Consider the following 16,383-nt stretch of genomic DNA (forward strand, 5'->3'; position numbering starts at 1 on the left):
TCGCCCAAGGCCCCGGCCCAACGGCCGGGGCTTTCACATCGATCGAGCAGATCGCAGCCTTGCCCCAGGTCTCACTGGATCAGAGTTCCCGGCTCGATTGGAACATCCGCTGCGGGCCGTTTCAGCAATTCGGCGGCATCAAGCTCAAGGGCGGACGCCAATCGATCCACGACGTCGATACTGGCGTTGTAGACGCATCGTTCCAATGAACTGATGTAGGTGCGGTCGATCCCGGCTCTATGGGCGAGCTCTTCCTGCGACAAGCCTTTGGCGAGCCTCGCAGCCTTCAAATTCCGGGCGAACACCTCTCGGATCTCCATGATCGAGAGAGCACCGCCTTGTTGAGTATTTCACCACGGAGTATTCTCTACATTCGAGGCGGCAGCCGGCACGTCGAAAGGCGTGTAGGGTTCAGGCGAAAGCCCGGTGTTGGAAAGGATCGCGGACAAACATGGTGACCGAGACGTTCGAGGACACCGCACCGACCGGTCCCGCGCTGACGGACTATGACCGGGCGCACATCAAGCTCTATGCGCGCCTCCTCGATGCTTCGGCCGATGGCGCCGACTGGCAGGAGGCCGTCTCAGTGCTGTTCGGCATCGATCCTGTCGGGGAGCCCGAACGGGCCCGTCATGTCCATGACAGCCATCTGGAGCGGGCGCGGTGGGTCGCTTCCAGCGGCTACAAGGATCTTCTGGAGCGCCCAATCTGACGCTTCGGCTCGCTCGAGGTGATGCCGCCAGCGCATCACGTGATGCCCCTTAGCCGACTTCCCGAACTGCCTTCAATCCCTGATTGTCCCCGCCTGCGACGCACACTCTCTGATTCGGAGATGAGCGATGAGGCCCGATACTTCGCGCTGGCGAGAGCCCGCCAGCTACGCGTATTTCGACGAGCTGTCCGTTGAGGGGCTCGCCTGGGAATGCCTGCGCCGGGATACGTCCTACCAGGAGCACTACCAGTCCCTCGTGAAGGCCGGCACTGACGCCGAACCGCTCCCCCGGGAGGTGGAGCAGCGGTTGGGGCTGCGATTTCGCCGCCCGGCCCGCGCTGTCCGCCATGGAGCAGGACGTCCTGTGGTCACCAATCGTCGACCCGGCCGTCCTGCTCTTCGTCCAACGGCCGGAATTCCTTTCCGGTATGTCTTCTCCATCCTTCGACGGTCGTATGGCGTTACGCGCCAGCGCTGAAGGGCGACACGCGATCCTTCACCCCGCCGATCACGCCAGCCAATTGCTGTTCCTGCCAGGGGCCCATGCTGGTGCACCATTGGCAGCAGTGATTCCGCTTGATGCGGACACGACAGGCCGCGTGGAAGCCTTTGCCCGCTTCTGGCGCCGCGTCGAAGAGCGCCCCGTGCCCTCCGATACCCGGATCACCGCGCAGCAAAGGCTCCGCCTGCGCGCCATGATGCTGGCGGCCGATGGAAGGACCAACGACGCCAGCTATCGCGACGTTGCCATGGCCCTCTATGGCGAGAGGCGCGTCATGGCCGAACCCTGGAAGACCTCGTCGCTGCGCGATCGGGTCATCGGCCTCGTCAAGGGCGGGCTCGCTCTGATCGGCGGCGGATATCTCAAGCTCCTGCGTCATCGCCGACGACCATAGCCGCGCCGCCACGGCAGCAGGGGTGGGGATTTTCGGCCTCCTCAACTTCCCCATCCCCCACGACGGACGCCCTTCGCCACCGTGAGCGCCATCCGCCGCTGATGACCAGCGGCCCGAGATCGCTCACGGAGGTTCGATCCATGCGCCCCGACGCTGCCCCGCTGCCACCGCGCTATCTGCGCACCAAGGAAGCCGCCGTCTTCCTCAGCCTGTCCCCCGGACCCTCGAGAAGCACCGCACCTACGGGACCGGTCCCGCTTATCGCAAGCTCGGCGGGCGCGTCGTCTATTCCGTCGAGGACCTGCAGGCCTGGGTTGCTCGTGGCGCCGTCACCTCCACCTCCGACCCGCGTGGCTCCATCCTGCCGGCCAAGCGTCACGCCTTGCCTGGCGCCCTGCCAGGCAGCCTTGCGCGCTGAGCGGCCGCTTCGTCATGGCGACGTGGCAGCGCTCCCCCCGGCCCGGCGGACAGCTCGAGCTCTTCCGCGCACTCCCCGGCGCCTTCGCGCCCCGCGATGCGCAGGATCTCATGGCCTATCCCTTCTTCTCCCTCGCAAAGACCCACCGGGTCGCCCCCATCGATTTTGCCGCGGGCGAGATCGCCATCCGGGTCGAGGCGGTGCCCGACCACGGCATGGCCACTATCTGGGATGCCGACATCCTCATCTGGGCGGCCAGCCAGATCGTGGAGGCCCGCGATGCCGGCCTGCGCACCTCACGCTTCATGGCGGCGACGCCGTACGAGATTCTCAGGTTCGTGGGCCGGGGCACTTCTCTGGGGACTATCGGCGCCTGAAGGCCGCCCTCGACCGCCTGCAATCCACCACCGTGTCCACTTCCATCCGCCAACGGGCGGAGGGCCGGCGTCACCGCTTCTCCTGGATCAACGAATGGAAGGAGCGCACGGACCGCGATGGCAGGCCCGCCGGCATCGAGCTCATCGTGCCCGACTGGTTCTATTGCGCCATCGTGGAGGACGCGCTCGTCCTCACCATCGACCGGGCGTATTTCGAGCTGACGGGTGGGCTCGACCGTTGGCTCTACCGGCTGGTGCGCAAGCATGGCGGCCACCAACGGGATGGCTGGCGCTTCGACTTCCGCCACCTGCATCTTAAATCCGGCAGCCTGTCGCCCTTCAAGCGCTTCGCCTTCGAGCTGCGCGACATCATCCGCCGCCAGCCGCTGCCCGGCTACACCTTGTTCCTGGAGCTCGACGGGCGCGCCCGCACGCTGCTGGCCTTCGAGCCCGCCCGTGGACGGACTGTGAATCCGCTCGTGCTATCGGGAACCCCAGGGCACGTGCCATCAGGAACCCACCACTCGTGCTATCGGGAACCGAAACAGGGCCTAAAGCCTGGAGACGACAGCAAAAATCGTGCCCTTAACTTAGAGTCTAACGTAGATTCTAACTTTTCTGCGCGCGAAGCCGATGTGCATAGCCGCTCCGCACCGGTGCCATCGAAGGATCGACAGCTTCCGGCTTTCCGTAAAGACGCAGTCCAGGTCGGAAAGCCTCTCTCAGCTGCCTCCCGTCCGTCGGGAGCTTCCCGATGATCGTCGCGTTGCTCAATCAGAAGGGCGGCGTCGGCAAGACGACGCTCGCGCTGCATCTCGCCGGTGCATGGGCCAGTCGCGGCAAGCGCGTCACGCTCGTCGACGCGGACCCCCAAGGCTCGGCCCTCGACTGGTCTGAGCAGCGGGCCCGAGAGGGTAGCAAACGGCTCTTCGGCGTCGTCGGCCTCGCTCGTGACACGCTGCATCGGGAAGCACCCGAGCTCGCACGCGACGCCGACCACGTGGTGATCGATGGGCCGCCGCGCGTCGCCGGCCTGATGCGCTCGGCGCTCCTCGCCGCCGACCTGGTGCTGATCCCCGTGCAGCCTTCGCCCTTCGATGGGTGGGCGTCCGCCGAGATGCTGGCCCTCCTGAAGGAGGCGCGTATCTACCGGCCCGAGCTTGCCGCACGCTTTGTGCTGAACCGCTGCGGCGCCCGCACCGTGCTCGCCCGAGAGACCGCCGAAACGCTGGCGGATCATGATCCTCCGGTGCTCATGAGCACCATCGGCCAGCGCGTCGCCTTCGCCGCCTCGGCGCAATCCGGTCAGCTCGTCAGCGAGCTCGACGCGGACGGGCCTGCGGCACGCGAGATGGCGGCGCTCGCCACGGAGATCGCCAGCATCCCGTGCGGAAAGCCCGCGCCATGAGCGAGCGCCCGACCCGCAAGGGCTTCGCGGCCCGTCCGGCCGATCCCGAGCAGTGGATCAAGGCGGCGGAGGCGCGATCCAGCAGCAATGGCAGTGCCGACGGGTTCACCGCGCGGCTGACCATCGACATCACGCCCGACCTGCGCGGGCGCATCAAGATCGCCGCCTTCGGGCGCGGCCAGACCGTCGCGGACATGCTCCGCGAGCTCCTCGCCCGTGAGTTTCCCCCGACATCAGGAGAGGCCTCATGATGACCCAGCCGGTGCCATCCTCCGTTCCCAAATCCGTCGCCCCCTCACCCGCTGTGCCGACCGCAGACCCGCTCACCCATGTGGAGCTCACTTGGATCGAGAAGCGCATCGAGAACTGGATCCGATTTGGCCGGCCGGCTCATGCGCAGACCATCGACGGCAGCCGGCGCGTCGTCTCCTTTGTGCCCGGCAGCATCTTCGCTTTCATGCGCTGGGCGTCGAACGACTTCGGCACCGTGGTCTCGCGCATCGACATCGTGCGTGCCGTCGCGCCGGGTGAAGGCTTCCAGACGCTGCCCTTCGTGCGCCCCGGCGGGGAGATCCTGTTGCGTGCGGATGGCTGGCCGAAAGTGGAGAAAGTGCTCCAGCACATCGATGCCGTCGAAGCGCTCCACATCCATGGCGCCGACGTCGCGCCGGACCATTGGCGGCACGTGCACAATCGTCTCACGGTCGGCCACATGCCACGTCTTTACACACTGGAGCGTCATCAGGCCTGGCTCAAGCGGCGGGAGTGCGAACAATGACCCGCTTCGGCTATGTCATGGTGACGTATTTCTCGGTGATGGGGGTCGCGGCCGCGTCCTTCGTTCCGACGCCGCTGAAGCTGGTCTGGAACGTCTCCGCCAGCGCGCCCATCGGACTCTATGCCGTTGAGCCCACGGGCGCACTCGAGGTCTCCGATCTGCTTGCCGTCACGCCGCCGGCACCGCTCGCCCGCTTCATGGTGGAGCGCGGCTATGTGGGCTCCGGCGTGCCCTTGATGAAGCGTGTCGCCGCGCTTCCGGGGCAGGACGTCTGCCGCACCGGCCGCGACATCACGGTAGATGGCGTGTTCTTCGGTGATGCGCTCGATCGCGACGGGATGGGTCGCCTGCTGCCCGTCTGGCGCGGTTGCCATCGCCTCACGGAGGGCGAGCTCTTCCTCATGAATTTCGACGTGCGGGACAGCTTTGATGGCCGGTATTTCGGACCGATCCCGACGAGCGCCGTCATCGGCCGCGCAACACCGCTCTACACCGACGAGGCCAGCGACGGTCACTTCGTCTGGCGTGCGCCGACGCGCTGAGCCTCACCGAGCCTTCAAACCTCATCCGCTTCGAGAGGCCGCCATGCCGCGGACCAGAATGACTTTGCCTGTTATGCGCCGACCCGTGCGCCTGTGCCCGCGGTACCGTGCCGCCGTCATGCTCCTCCTTTCCGGGATGACATGGGTCTGCCCGACGGCCGCCCTCCTGGCGGAGGCTCAGGCGCTCCAGAAGGCGCCGTCGCCGGTGGATCGCTATGCGGATTTCATCGCGGAGGCTGCCGAGCGTTTCGACATTCCCGCGGCCTGGATCCGAAGCGTGATGCGCGCGGAACGCGATGGGGACCCACGCCCGACGTCGGCAAAAGGTGCCATGGGACCGATGCAGATCATGCCCGCGACCTGGGCCGAGCTGCGCATCCATTACGGTCTCGGTGACGACCCGTTCGACCCGCACGACAACATCATGGCCGGCGCAGCCCATCTGCGAGAGCTGTTCGATCGCAACGGCAATCCCGGCTTCCTTGCCGCTTACAATGCGGAGCCAGCCCGCGATGAGGCGTCTCGGAAGGGGCACCCGCTGCCTCCGAAGACCCGCGCATATACCGACAAGCTGGCGCCAGACATCGCGCACCGTGAAACCGAGCGTGACGCGCGGAAGCTGTCCGCTCTACTGCCGCTCGAGATGCCGTCCTGGGCCCGATCTTCGATCTTCGCCGTGCCGCCGATCCGCGTGACGGCCGCAGATTCGGCGCCACCCGATCGTGCACAACCGGTGCCTGACGTGCGCGATGTCTCGGCCATCGTTCCGCAGTCTGATGGGCTGTTCGTTGCTCGCGGCGGCACGGGAGGCGCGCCATGACCGGGATTGGGCTCATTCGCATCCTGTCGGGCTCTCTCGTGGTCGGTCGCAGGTCCGGAGAGGAGACGCAGGAAACAACCGATCGATTGCCGCCCGTAATCGGCAGGACGGTTCCCTGCCGAAGAGCACACCACCAACAGCTTCGCCGCCCGGTAAAATCTCCCGCGTTACGCAACGCAGGAGGCGGGTGATGGACTTCTTTTGCGGGCTGGATGTGGCCATCGAGGAGACGGCGGTGTGCGTCGTCGATGACCGCGGTGAAGTACATCTGACGGTGAAGGTGGCGACCGAGCCGGAGGCATTGCTGGCGGTGCTGAAGCCCTTCGTTGGGCGGTTGAAGCGTGTCGGCCACGAGGCCGGCTCGCTGTCGCCCTGGCTGCATCCCGAGCTCAAGAGGCTCGGCCTGCCGGCGATCTGCCTGGAGACGCAGCATGTGCGTGCCGCAATGTCGGCCCAGCGCAACAAGACCGACGCAGCGGACGCCCTCGGGATCGCCCACATCATGCGCACCGGCTGGTTCCGCCAGGCTCATGTGAAGACGGAAGGCTGCTACCGGATGCGTCTGCTGCTGACGCATCGACGCAACCTGAAGCGCAAGTTCCTCGATCTCGAGAACGCCATCCGCCACTCGCTGAAGAGTTTCGGGATCAAGCTCGGTGGCACCTCGCGCGGCAAGTTCGACCAGGCCGTGAGGGAGGCCGTGGCCGAAGATCCGCTGTCCAGCGAACTGATGGACGCCATGCTGTCGGCGCGCGCCGCGCTGTGGAAGGAGTATTGCCGGCTGCACGATCTCGTCGTGAAGCTGGTGGCGCAAAGCGAGCTGTGCCGGCGCTTTATGGCGATCCCCGGCGTCGGGCCGGTGACGGCGCTCAGCTTCATGACGGCGATCGACGACCCGTCCCGCTTCCGCCGCTCGCGTGACGTTGCCGCCTATTTCGGGCTGACGTCCAGGCGATGGCAGTCGGGCACATCGATCGACGTGCAGGGGCGCATCTCAAAGGCTGGGGACCCCGATGTGCGCCGCGCGCTCTACGAGGCGGCATCGGGACTGCTGACCCGCTTCAAGGGCAAGGACAAGGTGAAGGCCTGGGGCCAGGAGATCGCCAAGCGCTCCTGCCACCGCAAAGCATGCGTCGCCGTGGCCCGCAAACTCGCCGTCATCATGCACGCCATGTGGAGCGACGGCACCTTCTATCTCGGCGATCCGGCAGCGAGCACTGCCGACGCCGCCCAGCGGGCGCACACCAAGGATCGCAAGCTCCTGGGAGCGTACCGATGAGCAACTTGCTGACACGAGACATGCAGCGCGCCCGCAACTGACGGACGTCATTCTGAACACGGAGATCCGCCCTCGGCGGATGAGGACCGATGCAGACCAGGACCGACGGAACGCACGTTATCTTGCCTGCGGCCGTGCCGATCGGAAGACGGCCGGACCGCGCTCGATTGCCTGTGACGATGCTCCGTCAATCCGATGGAAAAGTGCGCCGCGACGGTTCGAGCGCTGCCGACGTGCAGCCGGAACACCCCGTCGCAGAGCGCGGAGGAGTGCAAGGCGCATCGGAACTTGAAGCCCGCGAGCGGAGGCGTGCCGTGGCGAACAGCATAGTATATTCTCGCATCAGGAAGGATGAGCGACGATGTCCGCAAGAGCAGTGGAAATACGACCGATTAGGAGGGCGAGATAAAAGGGCGCAGGGTGCGCTGCGGTTGGGCGGTTGTTTCTATTGGGAAATTCGCGACCAAACACACATTGCGCCGCAGATCGGCAATGTGCGTCGAACGCTCAAGTCTCTGATCTCGTTTGCCTTCTCGCACCTTGCGGGGGCGCGCCATGCCCGATGAGCACGACTTCCGCATCCGGCCTGGCCGGATCCGCTCGACCCGCACCCAGCGCGCCCGCCCCTTCATCGCCCAGGCCCTCGCGGCAGCCCAGAAGGCCGGTGGGCATGTCTCCCGATCCGGACGCATCTCCTCCGGTGTCCGCTCGCGCTTTGGCCGCGGCAGGGCGGCGAGCATCGTCGCCAATCGGTTCCTCACCGGGTGCTCGCGCGTCGTCGTCATCAAGACCCGCGTGGTTCGGCATACGGCGCGGGCAGTGCCGCTCTCGGCTCACCTCAGTTATCTGCGCCGGGAAGGCGTGACCCGGGACGGGGAGAAGGCCCGCCTGTTCGGGCCGAGCGCCGAGGAGGGGGACGGCCGCGCCTTCGCCGAGCGGTGCGCCGACGACAGGCACCATTTCCGCTTCATCGTCTCGCCCGAGGATGCAGCGGACATGGCCGACCTCAGGTCCTTCGCCCGCGACCTCGCGGGGCAAATGGAGAAGGACCTCGGCACGAAGCTGGATTGGATCGGCGTCGACCATTGGAACACGGACAATCCCCACCTGCACATATTGATGCGGGGCCGGACCGATGATGGCCAGGACCTCGTCATCTCCCGCGACTACATCAAGGAGGGCATGCGCGCCCGCGCGCGGGGCTTGGTCACCCAGGAACTGGGGCCACGCACCGACCTCGACATCCACCGCGCCGTTGAGCGGCAGGTCGAGGCGGAAGGCTGGACCCAGCTCGATCGCCAGTTGGTTCGGGACCAGCGCGAGGCCGGCATCATTGACGTGGCGCGCGATGCTGATGGCGGGCCGGACGCTTTCCTGCCGATGAAGGTTGGACGACTGCGCAAGCTCCAGGCCCTCGGCCTTGCTGATGAGACCGGCCCCGGCCAATGGGTCATCGGCGAGAAGGCCGAGGCGACGTTGCGGGCCCTCGGCGAGCGCGGCGACATCATCAAGCGGATGCATCGGGCTCTCACTGCCCAAGGCATCGAGCGGGGCACCGCAAGTTATGTGCTCGCTGGCGAGAGTTTGGACGCTCCCGTCATCGGCCGTCTCGTCGATCGAGGTCTCGATGATGAGCTGAAGGGGACCGCCTATGCTGTCGTGGACGGCGTCGACGGCCGCACCCACCACATCCGGCTGTCAGACCTCGATGCGGCTGGAGACGGCGCTTCCGGCTCCATCGTGGAGCTCCGGAGGTTCGAAGATGGGCGGGGCCAGCAGCGGGTCGCGCTGGCCGTCCGCTCCGACCTCGACATCGAACGCCAGGTCACGGCCTCGGGCGCCACCTGGCTTGACCGGCAGGCGCTTTCCCGAGCGCCGGCATCCCTCTCGGGCGGCGGCTTCGGCGCGGAGGTGCGCGAGGCCATGGAGCGTCGCTCGGACCAACTGGTCCGGGAGGGGCTGGCCGAGCGCCATGGCCAGCGTGTCACCTTCGCCCGGGACCTGATCGAGACTTTGCGCCGGCGGGAAGTGGACGCGCTGGGCGAGAAGCTCTCCACCGAGACCGGGCAGCCGTTCAACCGATCAGGATCGGGACACTATGTCTCCGGCACCTATCGCCAGCGCTTCGCGCTCGCCTCTGGCCGCTTCGCCATGATCGACGACGGCCTCGGCTTCCAGCTCGTGCCCTGGACGCCGTCCCTCGAGAAGCAGCTCGGCAAGCACATCTCCGGCGTCGCCCGCTCAGACGGCGGCATCGACTGGTCCTTCGGCCGCAAGCGGGGCCTCGGCCTCTAACTTGCTAATCACTGGAGCACCGCATGTCCGCGACCAAGATCCTTTGGGGCCAGATCCTCCTTGTCCTCGCCATCGTGCTCGCCACCACCTGGGGCGCCACGCAGGTCGTGGCCTGGCGGCTGGGCTTCCAGGACCAACTGGGACCGCCCTGGTTCCTGATGGGGCCCTGGGCCGTCTACCCTCCGCCCGCTTTCTTCTGGTGGTGGTATTTCTACGACGCCTATGCGCCGGGCATCTTCGTTGAGGGGGCGATCATCGCCGCCTCTGGCGGGTTCCTGTCCATCGCCGCCGCCATCGGCCTCTCGGTTTGGCGGGCGCGGGAGGCAAGGCGCGTCGAGACCTATGGCTCTGCCCGCTGGGCCGAGCCGGACGAGATCCGCGCAGCCGGGCTGCTCGGTCCTGACGGAGTCGTGCTGGGTCGCCACGGAGGGGACTATCTGCGCCATGACGGACCGGAGCATGTCCTGTGCTTCGCCCCGACCCGGTCCGGCAAGGGCGTCGGCCTCGTCGTCCCCTCGCTGCTCACTTGGCCGGGCTCGGCCATCGTCCATGACATCAAGGGCGAGAACTGGCAGCTCACCGCCGGTTTCCGGGCGAGGCACGGGCGCGTGCTGCTGTTCGACCCTACCAATGTGCGGTCCTGCGCCTACAATCCCCTTTTGGAGGTCCGACGCGGGGAATGGGAGGTGCGCGACGTCCAGAACATCGCCGACATCCTGGTGGACCCGGAAGGCTCCCTGGAAAAGCGCAACCACTGGGAGAAGACCAGCCACGCCCTCCTCGTGGGCGCCATCCTCCATGTGCTCTATGCCGAGCGGGACAAGACCCTGGCCGGTGTCGCCGCCTTCCTTTCCGATCCCCGGCGGCCCATCGAGACGACCCTCGCCGCTATGATGACGACGGCGCACCTGGGGGAGGCGGGGCCCCATCCTGTCATCGCCAGTGCCGCGCGCGAGCTTCTCAACAAATCGGAAAACGAGCGCTCCGGCGTGCTCTCTACTGCCATGTCCTTCCTCGGGCTCTACCGCGATCCCGTGGTGGCCGAGGTGACGCGACGCTGCGACTGGCGCATCACCGACTTGGTGACGGGTACCCGCCCGACCAGCCTCTACCTCGTCGTGCCGCCCTCGGACATCAACCGGACCAAGCCACTCATCCGGCTGATCCTCAACCAGGTGGGACGTCGCCTCACCGAGGACCTTCACGCGAAGGCCGGCCGTCACCGGCTGCTCCTCATGCTGGACGAGTTCCCCGCGCTCGGACGGCTCGACTTCTTCGAGTCGGCGCTTGCCTTCATGGCGGGCTACGGGCTGAAGAGCTTCCTCATCGCCCAGTCCCTGAACCAGATCGAGAAGGCTTACGGGCCGAACAATTCCATCCTCGACAACTGCCATGTGCGGGTGAGCTTCGCCACCAATGACGAGCGCACCGCCAAACGCGTCTCCGATGCCCTCGGCACCGCCACCGAGATGAAGGCGATGAAGAACTATGCCGGTCACCGGCTCTCCCCCTGGCTTGGCCACCTCATGGTCTCCCGCTCGGAGACAGCCCGCCCGCTGCTCACCCCTGGTGAGGTGATGCAGCTCCCGCCCGCCGATGAGATCGTCATGGTGGCTGGCACGCTGCCGATCCGGGCGAAGAAGGCGCGCTATTATGAGGATGGGCGGTTCAAGGAGCGGGTACTGCACCCACCGGAGCTTTCGGCACCTCGCGATCGCCTGCCCGACGACTGGACCGTCCTCCCTCTGCCCGTGCCGTCACAGCTCAGCCTGATGGTGGAGGGCGGTGACGATGAAGACACCACCGGGTCAGAACACCGCCAGCAGCCGGAGCTGGCGCGGGTTGAGCCGGTTGAGGTGCCGCGCCCATCGCGGAACGAGTTCGAGATCGATCTGGTCGATGAGACTGAAGACGACGTGGCCCGGACCAGTCGTATGACGGGCGTCATGCAGGGCGTCGCGCGTCAGGTCTCGCTCGATCCCAATGATGGCATGGAGCTGTGACGGTGATGGCCCCGCGCAAGAAGAAGGCCCAGATCTCGGTCTATCTTGATCCCGCGACGATGGGGCTGCTGGCCGACTATGCCGCGCGGCGCGGCCAGCCTCAGTCCCTGATCGCCGAGGCGGCCATCGCGTCCTTCCTGTCGTCGGACGCCGCGGAACAGCGGGAAGCTGCAATCGCCAAGCGCCTCGATCAGTTGGACCGACGGATGGCCCGGCTGGAGCGGGACCTCGGCATCTCTGTCGAGACGCTGGCAGTGTTCGTGCGGTTCTGGCTGGCCACCACGCCGGCGCTGCCGGAGCCCGCGGCCCAGGCGGCCCGAGCCAAGGCGGGGGAGCGGTATGAGGCGTTCGTTGCGGCGCTGGGGCGGCGGCTCGCGAAGGGGCCGACGCTGGCGCATGAGGTTTCTGAGGAGGGGAGCGATTCGAGATCATAAGAGGGGCTCTCGCGCCAGGAGCGAAAGTTCGCGCCTTGCCGGAGAGCTGACATTGAGCGACTGCGGAGGCCGAGAGCTTATGCTGTGTGGAAGATAGCTTCAGCGAGCCGTTATCGATAGTCGACGCCCAACTTACCCCGACGAGGGAAGAGGCTGGCAGTCAGTCTCATTGCTATCACTCAGCTGATGGCCTTGTCCGGCCTGCGCCGCGTCGCCGACGGGACCCGCTTGTTTCGAGCGCCACTCGACACACCTAGCAAGCGATTCAACTCCCGGAGCTGCGCTTCGATGGACGCTGCAAGCTCCCTGATCCTCGATGCCTCAATCCCGACCCCCGTTCGGCCCTCGACCGGATCGTGCTCCTGGGCCGCGAGCCACGCCGCGAGCCGATCCTCAAGTCCCTTTGGCAGGCGAACCAAGCCGCCTACGACCTTGCTGTAGTGAGGCTGCGAAATCCCGATAGCCCGGGCCACGGATCGCTGGCTCAGTCCGGCTCTGAGACGTCGTTCCTCGACGGAAGAGAGAAGCTCACTCATTGCCATATACTCGAATGCATAATAGAATGAATATATGCATACATCCGGTACATCAAGCCAGCGGATCCTTTCCTTATCGGGCGATCGACTGCATAGTCTGGACCTGCCCGCCGCCGACGAGATCGTCGATGGGTGGAATTTCCGTTGGGGCGAGGCGGACACGCCGATGACCCCGGCCTATTGGGCTGCCCAGGCTTGGATGTGGGCGCTAGACGCTCCCAACCACTACCGCCTTGGAAATACCCTCGAAGAGGAACTACTTGCCTGCATGCTCGGTGGGTATGGGATACCGGCCGAGGTCGGCCTGGCCGCCTACGAGAGGCTCCGAGAAACGTTGCATGCATCGCCCGATGCATTGACCGATCACGAGTCTGTCATGGAAGCGCTCTCGACGCCGCTCACCGTCGGCGGACGTATTGTTCGCTACCGCTTCGCCAAGCAAAAGGCCGGCTATGTGACGGCCGCCTTCCGGGCATTGTCCGAGATTGATCGTTCACTCGCGGACGCTGCATTGCGCGACGAGCTCATGACGCTGCGCGGCATAGGCCCGAAGACGGCCTCGTGGGTTGTTCGGAATTTACGGCAGAGTGACGAGGTGGCGATCCTCGACGTTCACATTCACAGGGCAGGACGATCACTGGGCATCTTCGAGCCCAATTTGACAGCCGAGCGCCATTATCTCGCATTGGAGGCAGCCTACCTGAGGTTCGCCCGAGCAATCAGAACTGCCCCTTCGATACTGGATTCCGTAATGTGGAACACGATGCGGCAGTTACCCGGACGCACTGCCGGGAGGCGTTTAGAGAAGTCTCACTCGCAATTGCCCACGCAACTATCGCTCGCAATCTGACGGGGACAACCCTTGCGGGTTGACACTATAAATCTCCGGAGGTTTTCATGCTTGGCGATGACCGGTGGAGGGGCTTGTGTCGGGAAGCGGCGGTAGCAGGAACGACAACGTCAATGTTGTCCCGGTCGGGTCATCGGGTACGTTGGGAGCAGGAGGTGGGGGTGGAGCAGGCGGAACCGGCACCGATCCTTGTGCCATTGTTCAGGATGCGCCGATCAACAGCCCCAAGCCTGCAGTGGTCAACGCCTTGTCCGTCGGCGACATCCTCGACGTCGTGCTGACCGGCGTCCAGCCGCATCGCGTGCTGGAAGTCCGGACGCTTGCCGGCTCGGCGGCGGGATCGCTGACCCATCGCGGTCACTTAGCGCTCATCGCATGCATCGACCAAGGCAACAGCTATTCCGCCGAAGTCATCCAGCGCTCGGGTGGGTCGGTTGTAGTCAGGATTGAGCGCAAGTGATTGCGGTAGCAGGCGGCGTCTATGCGGAGCGGTGCCTCGAACCGTTCTGGGATGACGTTTACGGATCGGGTGGACGCGCAGCGGCCGTAATCGCGAGTACGGTTTCGGACGTTGCGCTGCATACCTACCGAGCTGAGGGTCTGGAGGACGGTTTCGCGAATCTGGCGGCCGTCTATCGTTTCGCCATCGCGGGACCCAAGGTCCCCGGGCTGGGGATATCGTTCGACTATCTGCATTCGTTGGCCGACCCGCGTATCGTTCCGCGGCGCGAGCTGATCGAGGAACACGCCTCCTTCGAGGTGCAGGATGACGTCGTGCTGAGGTTCGGCATGATGGAAGGCAGCGCAAAGGTCACGGCCCGACGCGCCGTCTACGATCCGCAGTCGGCCTTCTCCCCCCAACCGTTCCATCGTAACGGCTCGTCGGCGCAACAATTAGCCCTGATTCTCAACAGTCTCGAAGCGAGCCGACTGACGAGTAAGACCGCCCCAGACGAGATTATTGATGCTCTCATCTCGGATCACGAGGCAGAGGTCGTCGTCCTGAAGCAGGGCGGCAAAGGAGCCATCGTAGCCACCCGCAAGTCGCGCGGTGTCATTCCCGCCTACCGGAGTGACAGCGTCTGGAAGATTGGCTCGGGGGACGTCTTCTCGGCAGCGTTCACGCTGCATTGGGCGATCGAGGACAAGTCCCCAGAGGAAGCGGCCGACCTCGCTTCCCGGTCCGTCAGTTTTTACGTATCGACACGGTCGCTGGCCGTCCCCCCGGAAGCCGAGCTCCGCCGGATCGTCGATCGGCCGATCGTACCCGGCAAGGGGCGGATCTACATTGCTGGCCCATTCTTCAATCTAGGTGAGCTTTGGATGATCGAAGAAATCCGATCTCAGCTCCTGCACATGGGCGTCGACGTGTTTTCGCCACTGCACGACGTGGGGCGCGGCCCGGCCCACAAGGTCGCCAAGGCCGATCTTGCCGGTCTCGACGGGTGCGACGTGGTGCTCGCCGTGCTAAATGGTGGCGATGCGGGGACGATCTTCGAGATCGGCTACGCAGTAGCCCGCGGAAAGCCTGTGGTCGCGCTAGCCCAGAATATCCGACCGGAGGACATGAAGATGACGATCGGCTCGGGCTGCCAAGTGGCCGACGATCTCGTTTCGGCGATCTATCGCGCCGTATGGGCTCTGCCATGAAAGGGATACTGCTCTCGGGAGGGATGGACTCGATTGCACTGGCTTACTGGAAGCGGCCGGAGGTGGCCTTCACCGTCAATTACGGCCAGGCCGCCGCCGAGGCGGAGATTGCTGCGGCGGGTCAGGTGGCGTCGCTGCTGAGCATCCGGCAGGAGATCATCTCCGTCGATTGCTCGTCTTTGGGATCGGGGCACATGGCGGGAACCGACGCGCTCGATCTAGCGCCCGCCCCGGAATGGTGGCCGTTTCGCAATCAGCTGCTGCTGACCTTGGTCGGCATGAGAGCGGTAGCCATCGGGGTGACGGAGCTGATGGTCGGATCGGTTGCCTCCGACGAGGTCCATGCTGACGGCAGGCTCTCCTTTTTCAACTCGATCGACTGTTTGATGCATATGCAGGAAGGGGGCATTCGGGTCACGGCCCCTGCCATCGGTCTGACGACCTCGGCTTTGATCAAGATCTCCGGGATCCCTCAGTCGGTCCTCGCCTGGGCGCATTCATGCCATATCGGAAACCTAGCCTGTGGCGTATGCCGGGGATGCGTGAAGCACTACGAGGTCACCAGTGAGTTGACGGGCGATGCCTACTGACCGCGAACCTGAGCCTCGGCTACTCGGGACGAAGCGCAGGATGTCGTTGCCCGACTGGCCAATCGTCACCGCTTGGCCCCGTCAAGTCGAGGCGCCGGACCGCGACTTCTTCCAGGTACTTGGGCAGCGCCGGTCGCGCACGGGCGGCGATCTTCCCGAACCGAAGCTGGCCGCACTCTTGCGACATTCGACGCAGTTGCGGGAGCGTCGCCCGGACGGACGGTTCGGGCAATGGGAGAGCCGAACGGCCCCGTCTGCCGGCGGCCTCCATACGCTCCGCCTTCTCGTGATCGGCGCCGGTTTGACCGTTGGCGGTCTCTACGACGGCGAGGCGCATGCTCTGCGCGCGCCGACGGACCTGTCGGAGGCTCGGGAGTTGAACCGTAGGAGCGTGCACGAACTGACCGGTGCGGACAGCGGCGCGACGATCCAGCTCGTCGCCGACGGGCGGCTCTACGCGGATTGCTACGATGGCTGGGAGACGTTGATGTGGCGCGATGCCGGTGCGATGAGCGCGATCCTGTCGCTCATCGCAACCGCGCTTTCGGTAAACGCCGTCATTCTCGGCCGTCGTGGCGACGCCATCGTGAACGCCGCGGGCCTGACAGGCGATTGGATCGCGGCCGGCGCGCTGCAGTTATCGAGCGGATAAAAATTTCGGCCTTGCGGAAATTTGGCGGGAATCCGAACGAGTCTCGTCCGCGATGGAAAATCCGTTCGGATTCTTGTAACTTTGTCGTCGCGACGGGTACCCTGCTTCGGTAAGGATGTCGACGAGGCAATTTGATTCGATAG

Annotated in this window: 19 protein-coding genes and 2 pseudogenes; 19 read left to right on the plus strand and 2 right to left on the minus strand. The window is 65.5% G+C overall.

Features of this window, described 5'->3' with window-relative positions; genetic code table 11:
- Positions 1–71: 71 nt before the first annotated feature.
- Entirely contained in the window at positions 72–320 is a 249-nt protein-coding gene (locus EZH22_RS11965; RefSeq protein ID WP_203195827.1) for a helix-turn-helix domain-containing protein, read from the minus strand.
- Between the two features lie 131 nt (positions 321–451).
- Here EZH22_RS11965 and EZH22_RS11970 point away from each other — a divergent pair, with 131 nt between their 5' ends.
- The 14 genes and pseudogenes from EZH22_RS11970 to EZH22_RS12025 all read left to right on the plus strand — a co-directional run bounded on the left by EZH22_RS11970 (position 452) and on the right by EZH22_RS12025 (position 11,962).
- Positions 452–712, plus strand: coding sequence for a DUF2285 domain-containing protein (locus tag EZH22_RS11970; protein ID WP_203195828.1), 261 nt, complete (start codon positions 452–454; stop codon positions 710–712).
- Between the two features lie 127 nt (positions 713–839).
- On the plus strand, positions 840–1,190 hold the full coding sequence (locus tag EZH22_RS31745) for a transcriptional regulator domain-containing protein (protein WP_231711436.1): 351 nt from the start codon (positions 840–842) through the stop codon (positions 1,188–1,190).
- The gene (locus tag EZH22_RS11975) at positions 1,141–1,608 is read left to right on the plus strand and encodes a DUF2285 domain-containing protein (protein ID WP_231711437.1); all 468 of its coding nucleotides are present in this window, start codon (positions 1,141–1,143) and stop codon (positions 1,606–1,608) included. Before EZH22_RS31745 ends, EZH22_RS11975 begins: the two co-directional genes overlap by 50 nt.
- A gap of 140 nt (positions 1,609–1,748) precedes the next feature.
- A pseudogene (locus EZH22_RS31750) lies at positions 1,749–2,026 on the plus strand (helix-turn-helix transcriptional regulator).
- A gap of 14 nt (positions 2,027–2,040) precedes the next feature.
- Positions 2,041–3,161, plus strand: a pseudogene (locus tag EZH22_RS11980) (replication initiator protein A).
- A complete protein-coding gene (gene parA / locus EZH22_RS11985) occupies positions 3,158–3,811 on the plus strand; it encodes a ParA family partition ATPase (RefSeq protein ID WP_203195830.1) in 654 nt (217 codons plus the stop codon). Before EZH22_RS11980 ends, parA begins: the two are co-directional and overlap by 4 nt.
- Complete coding sequence (locus EZH22_RS11990; RefSeq protein WP_203195831.1) at positions 3,808–4,062, plus strand: ribbon-helix-helix protein; 255 nt, start codon at positions 3,808–3,810, stop codon at positions 4,060–4,062. The genes parA and EZH22_RS11990 overlap by 4 nt, the downstream gene beginning before the upstream one ends.
- Positions 4,059–4,589 carry a DUF2840 domain-containing protein gene (locus tag EZH22_RS11995; protein WP_203195832.1) on the plus strand — a complete coding sequence of 177 codons (531 nt, stop codon included), beginning with the start codon at positions 4,059–4,061 and terminating at the stop codon, positions 4,587–4,589. Before EZH22_RS11990 ends, EZH22_RS11995 begins: the two co-directional genes overlap by 4 nt.
- Positions 4,586–5,131 (plus strand): S26 family signal peptidase, encoded by a 546-nt coding sequence (locus EZH22_RS12000; RefSeq protein ID WP_203195833.1) that lies wholly within the window; start codon positions 4,586–4,588, stop codon positions 5,129–5,131. The genes EZH22_RS11995 and EZH22_RS12000 overlap by 4 nt, the downstream gene beginning before the upstream one ends.
- Before the next feature lie 118 nt (positions 5,132–5,249).
- Entirely contained in the window at positions 5,250–5,951 is a 702-nt protein-coding gene (locus tag EZH22_RS12005; protein WP_231711438.1) for a lytic transglycosylase domain-containing protein, read from the plus strand.
- Between the two features lie 190 nt (positions 5,952–6,141).
- Complete coding sequence (locus EZH22_RS12010) at positions 6,142–7,230, plus strand: IS110 family RNA-guided transposase (RefSeq protein WP_203195835.1); 1,089 nt, start codon at positions 6,142–6,144, stop codon at positions 7,228–7,230.
- Positions 7,231–7,785: 555 nt separating this feature from the next.
- On the plus strand, positions 7,786–9,525 hold the full coding sequence (locus EZH22_RS12015; RefSeq protein ID WP_203195836.1) for a relaxase/mobilization nuclease domain-containing protein: 1,740 nt from the start codon (positions 7,786–7,788) through the stop codon (positions 9,523–9,525).
- Between the two features lie 23 nt (positions 9,526–9,548).
- Positions 9,549–11,528, plus strand: coding sequence for a conjugal transfer protein TraG (locus EZH22_RS12020; RefSeq protein WP_203195837.1), 1,980 nt, complete (start codon positions 9,549–9,551; stop codon positions 11,526–11,528).
- 5 nt (positions 11,529–11,533) lie between these two features.
- Entirely contained in the window at positions 11,534–11,962 is a 429-nt protein-coding gene (locus EZH22_RS12025) for a CopG family transcriptional regulator (RefSeq protein ID WP_203195838.1), read from the plus strand.
- 179 nt (positions 11,963–12,141) lie between these two features.
- Here EZH22_RS12025 and EZH22_RS32870 read toward each other — a convergent pair whose 3' ends face one another.
- Positions 12,142–12,504, minus strand: coding sequence for a helix-turn-helix domain-containing protein (locus EZH22_RS32870; protein ID WP_408647696.1), 363 nt, complete (start codon positions 12,502–12,504; stop codon positions 12,142–12,144).
- Positions 12,505–12,532: 28 nt separating this feature from the next.
- On the opposite strand from EZH22_RS32870, the gene EZH22_RS12035 reads away from it, so the two are divergent.
- The 5 genes from EZH22_RS12035 to EZH22_RS12055 all read left to right on the plus strand — a co-directional run bounded on the left by EZH22_RS12035 (position 12,533) and on the right by EZH22_RS12055 (position 16,240).
- Positions 12,533–13,348: an endonuclease III domain-containing protein gene (locus tag EZH22_RS12035; RefSeq protein WP_203195840.1), complete on the plus strand. Its 816-nt coding sequence runs from the start codon at positions 12,533–12,535 to the stop codon at positions 13,346–13,348.
- Positions 13,349–13,583: 235 nt separating this feature from the next.
- Positions 13,584–13,808, plus strand: a complete 225-nt coding sequence (locus EZH22_RS12040; protein WP_203195841.1) for a hypothetical protein — start codon at positions 13,584–13,586, stop codon at positions 13,806–13,808.
- Positions 13,805–14,998 (plus strand): PfkB family carbohydrate kinase, encoded by a 1,194-nt coding sequence (locus EZH22_RS12045; protein ID WP_203195842.1) that lies wholly within the window; start codon positions 13,805–13,807, stop codon positions 14,996–14,998. The genes EZH22_RS12040 and EZH22_RS12045 overlap by 4 nt, the downstream gene beginning before the upstream one ends.
- Before the next feature lie 23 nt (positions 14,999–15,021).
- Complete coding sequence (locus EZH22_RS12050; RefSeq protein ID WP_231711439.1) at positions 15,022–15,588, plus strand: 7-cyano-7-deazaguanine synthase; 567 nt, start codon at positions 15,022–15,024, stop codon at positions 15,586–15,588.
- Positions 15,589–15,628: 40 nt separating this feature from the next.
- Positions 15,629–16,240 carry a nitroreductase family protein gene (locus EZH22_RS12055; RefSeq protein ID WP_203195844.1) on the plus strand — a complete coding sequence of 204 codons (612 nt, stop codon included), beginning with the start codon at positions 15,629–15,631 and terminating at the stop codon, positions 16,238–16,240.
- The last annotated feature ends 143 nt before the right edge of the window (positions 16,241–16,383 follow it).

It is taken from the genome of Xanthobacter dioxanivorans, assembly GCF_016807805.1.
Taxonomy (GTDB): domain Bacteria; phylum Pseudomonadota; class Alphaproteobacteria; order Rhizobiales; family Xanthobacteraceae; genus Xanthobacter; species Xanthobacter dioxanivorans.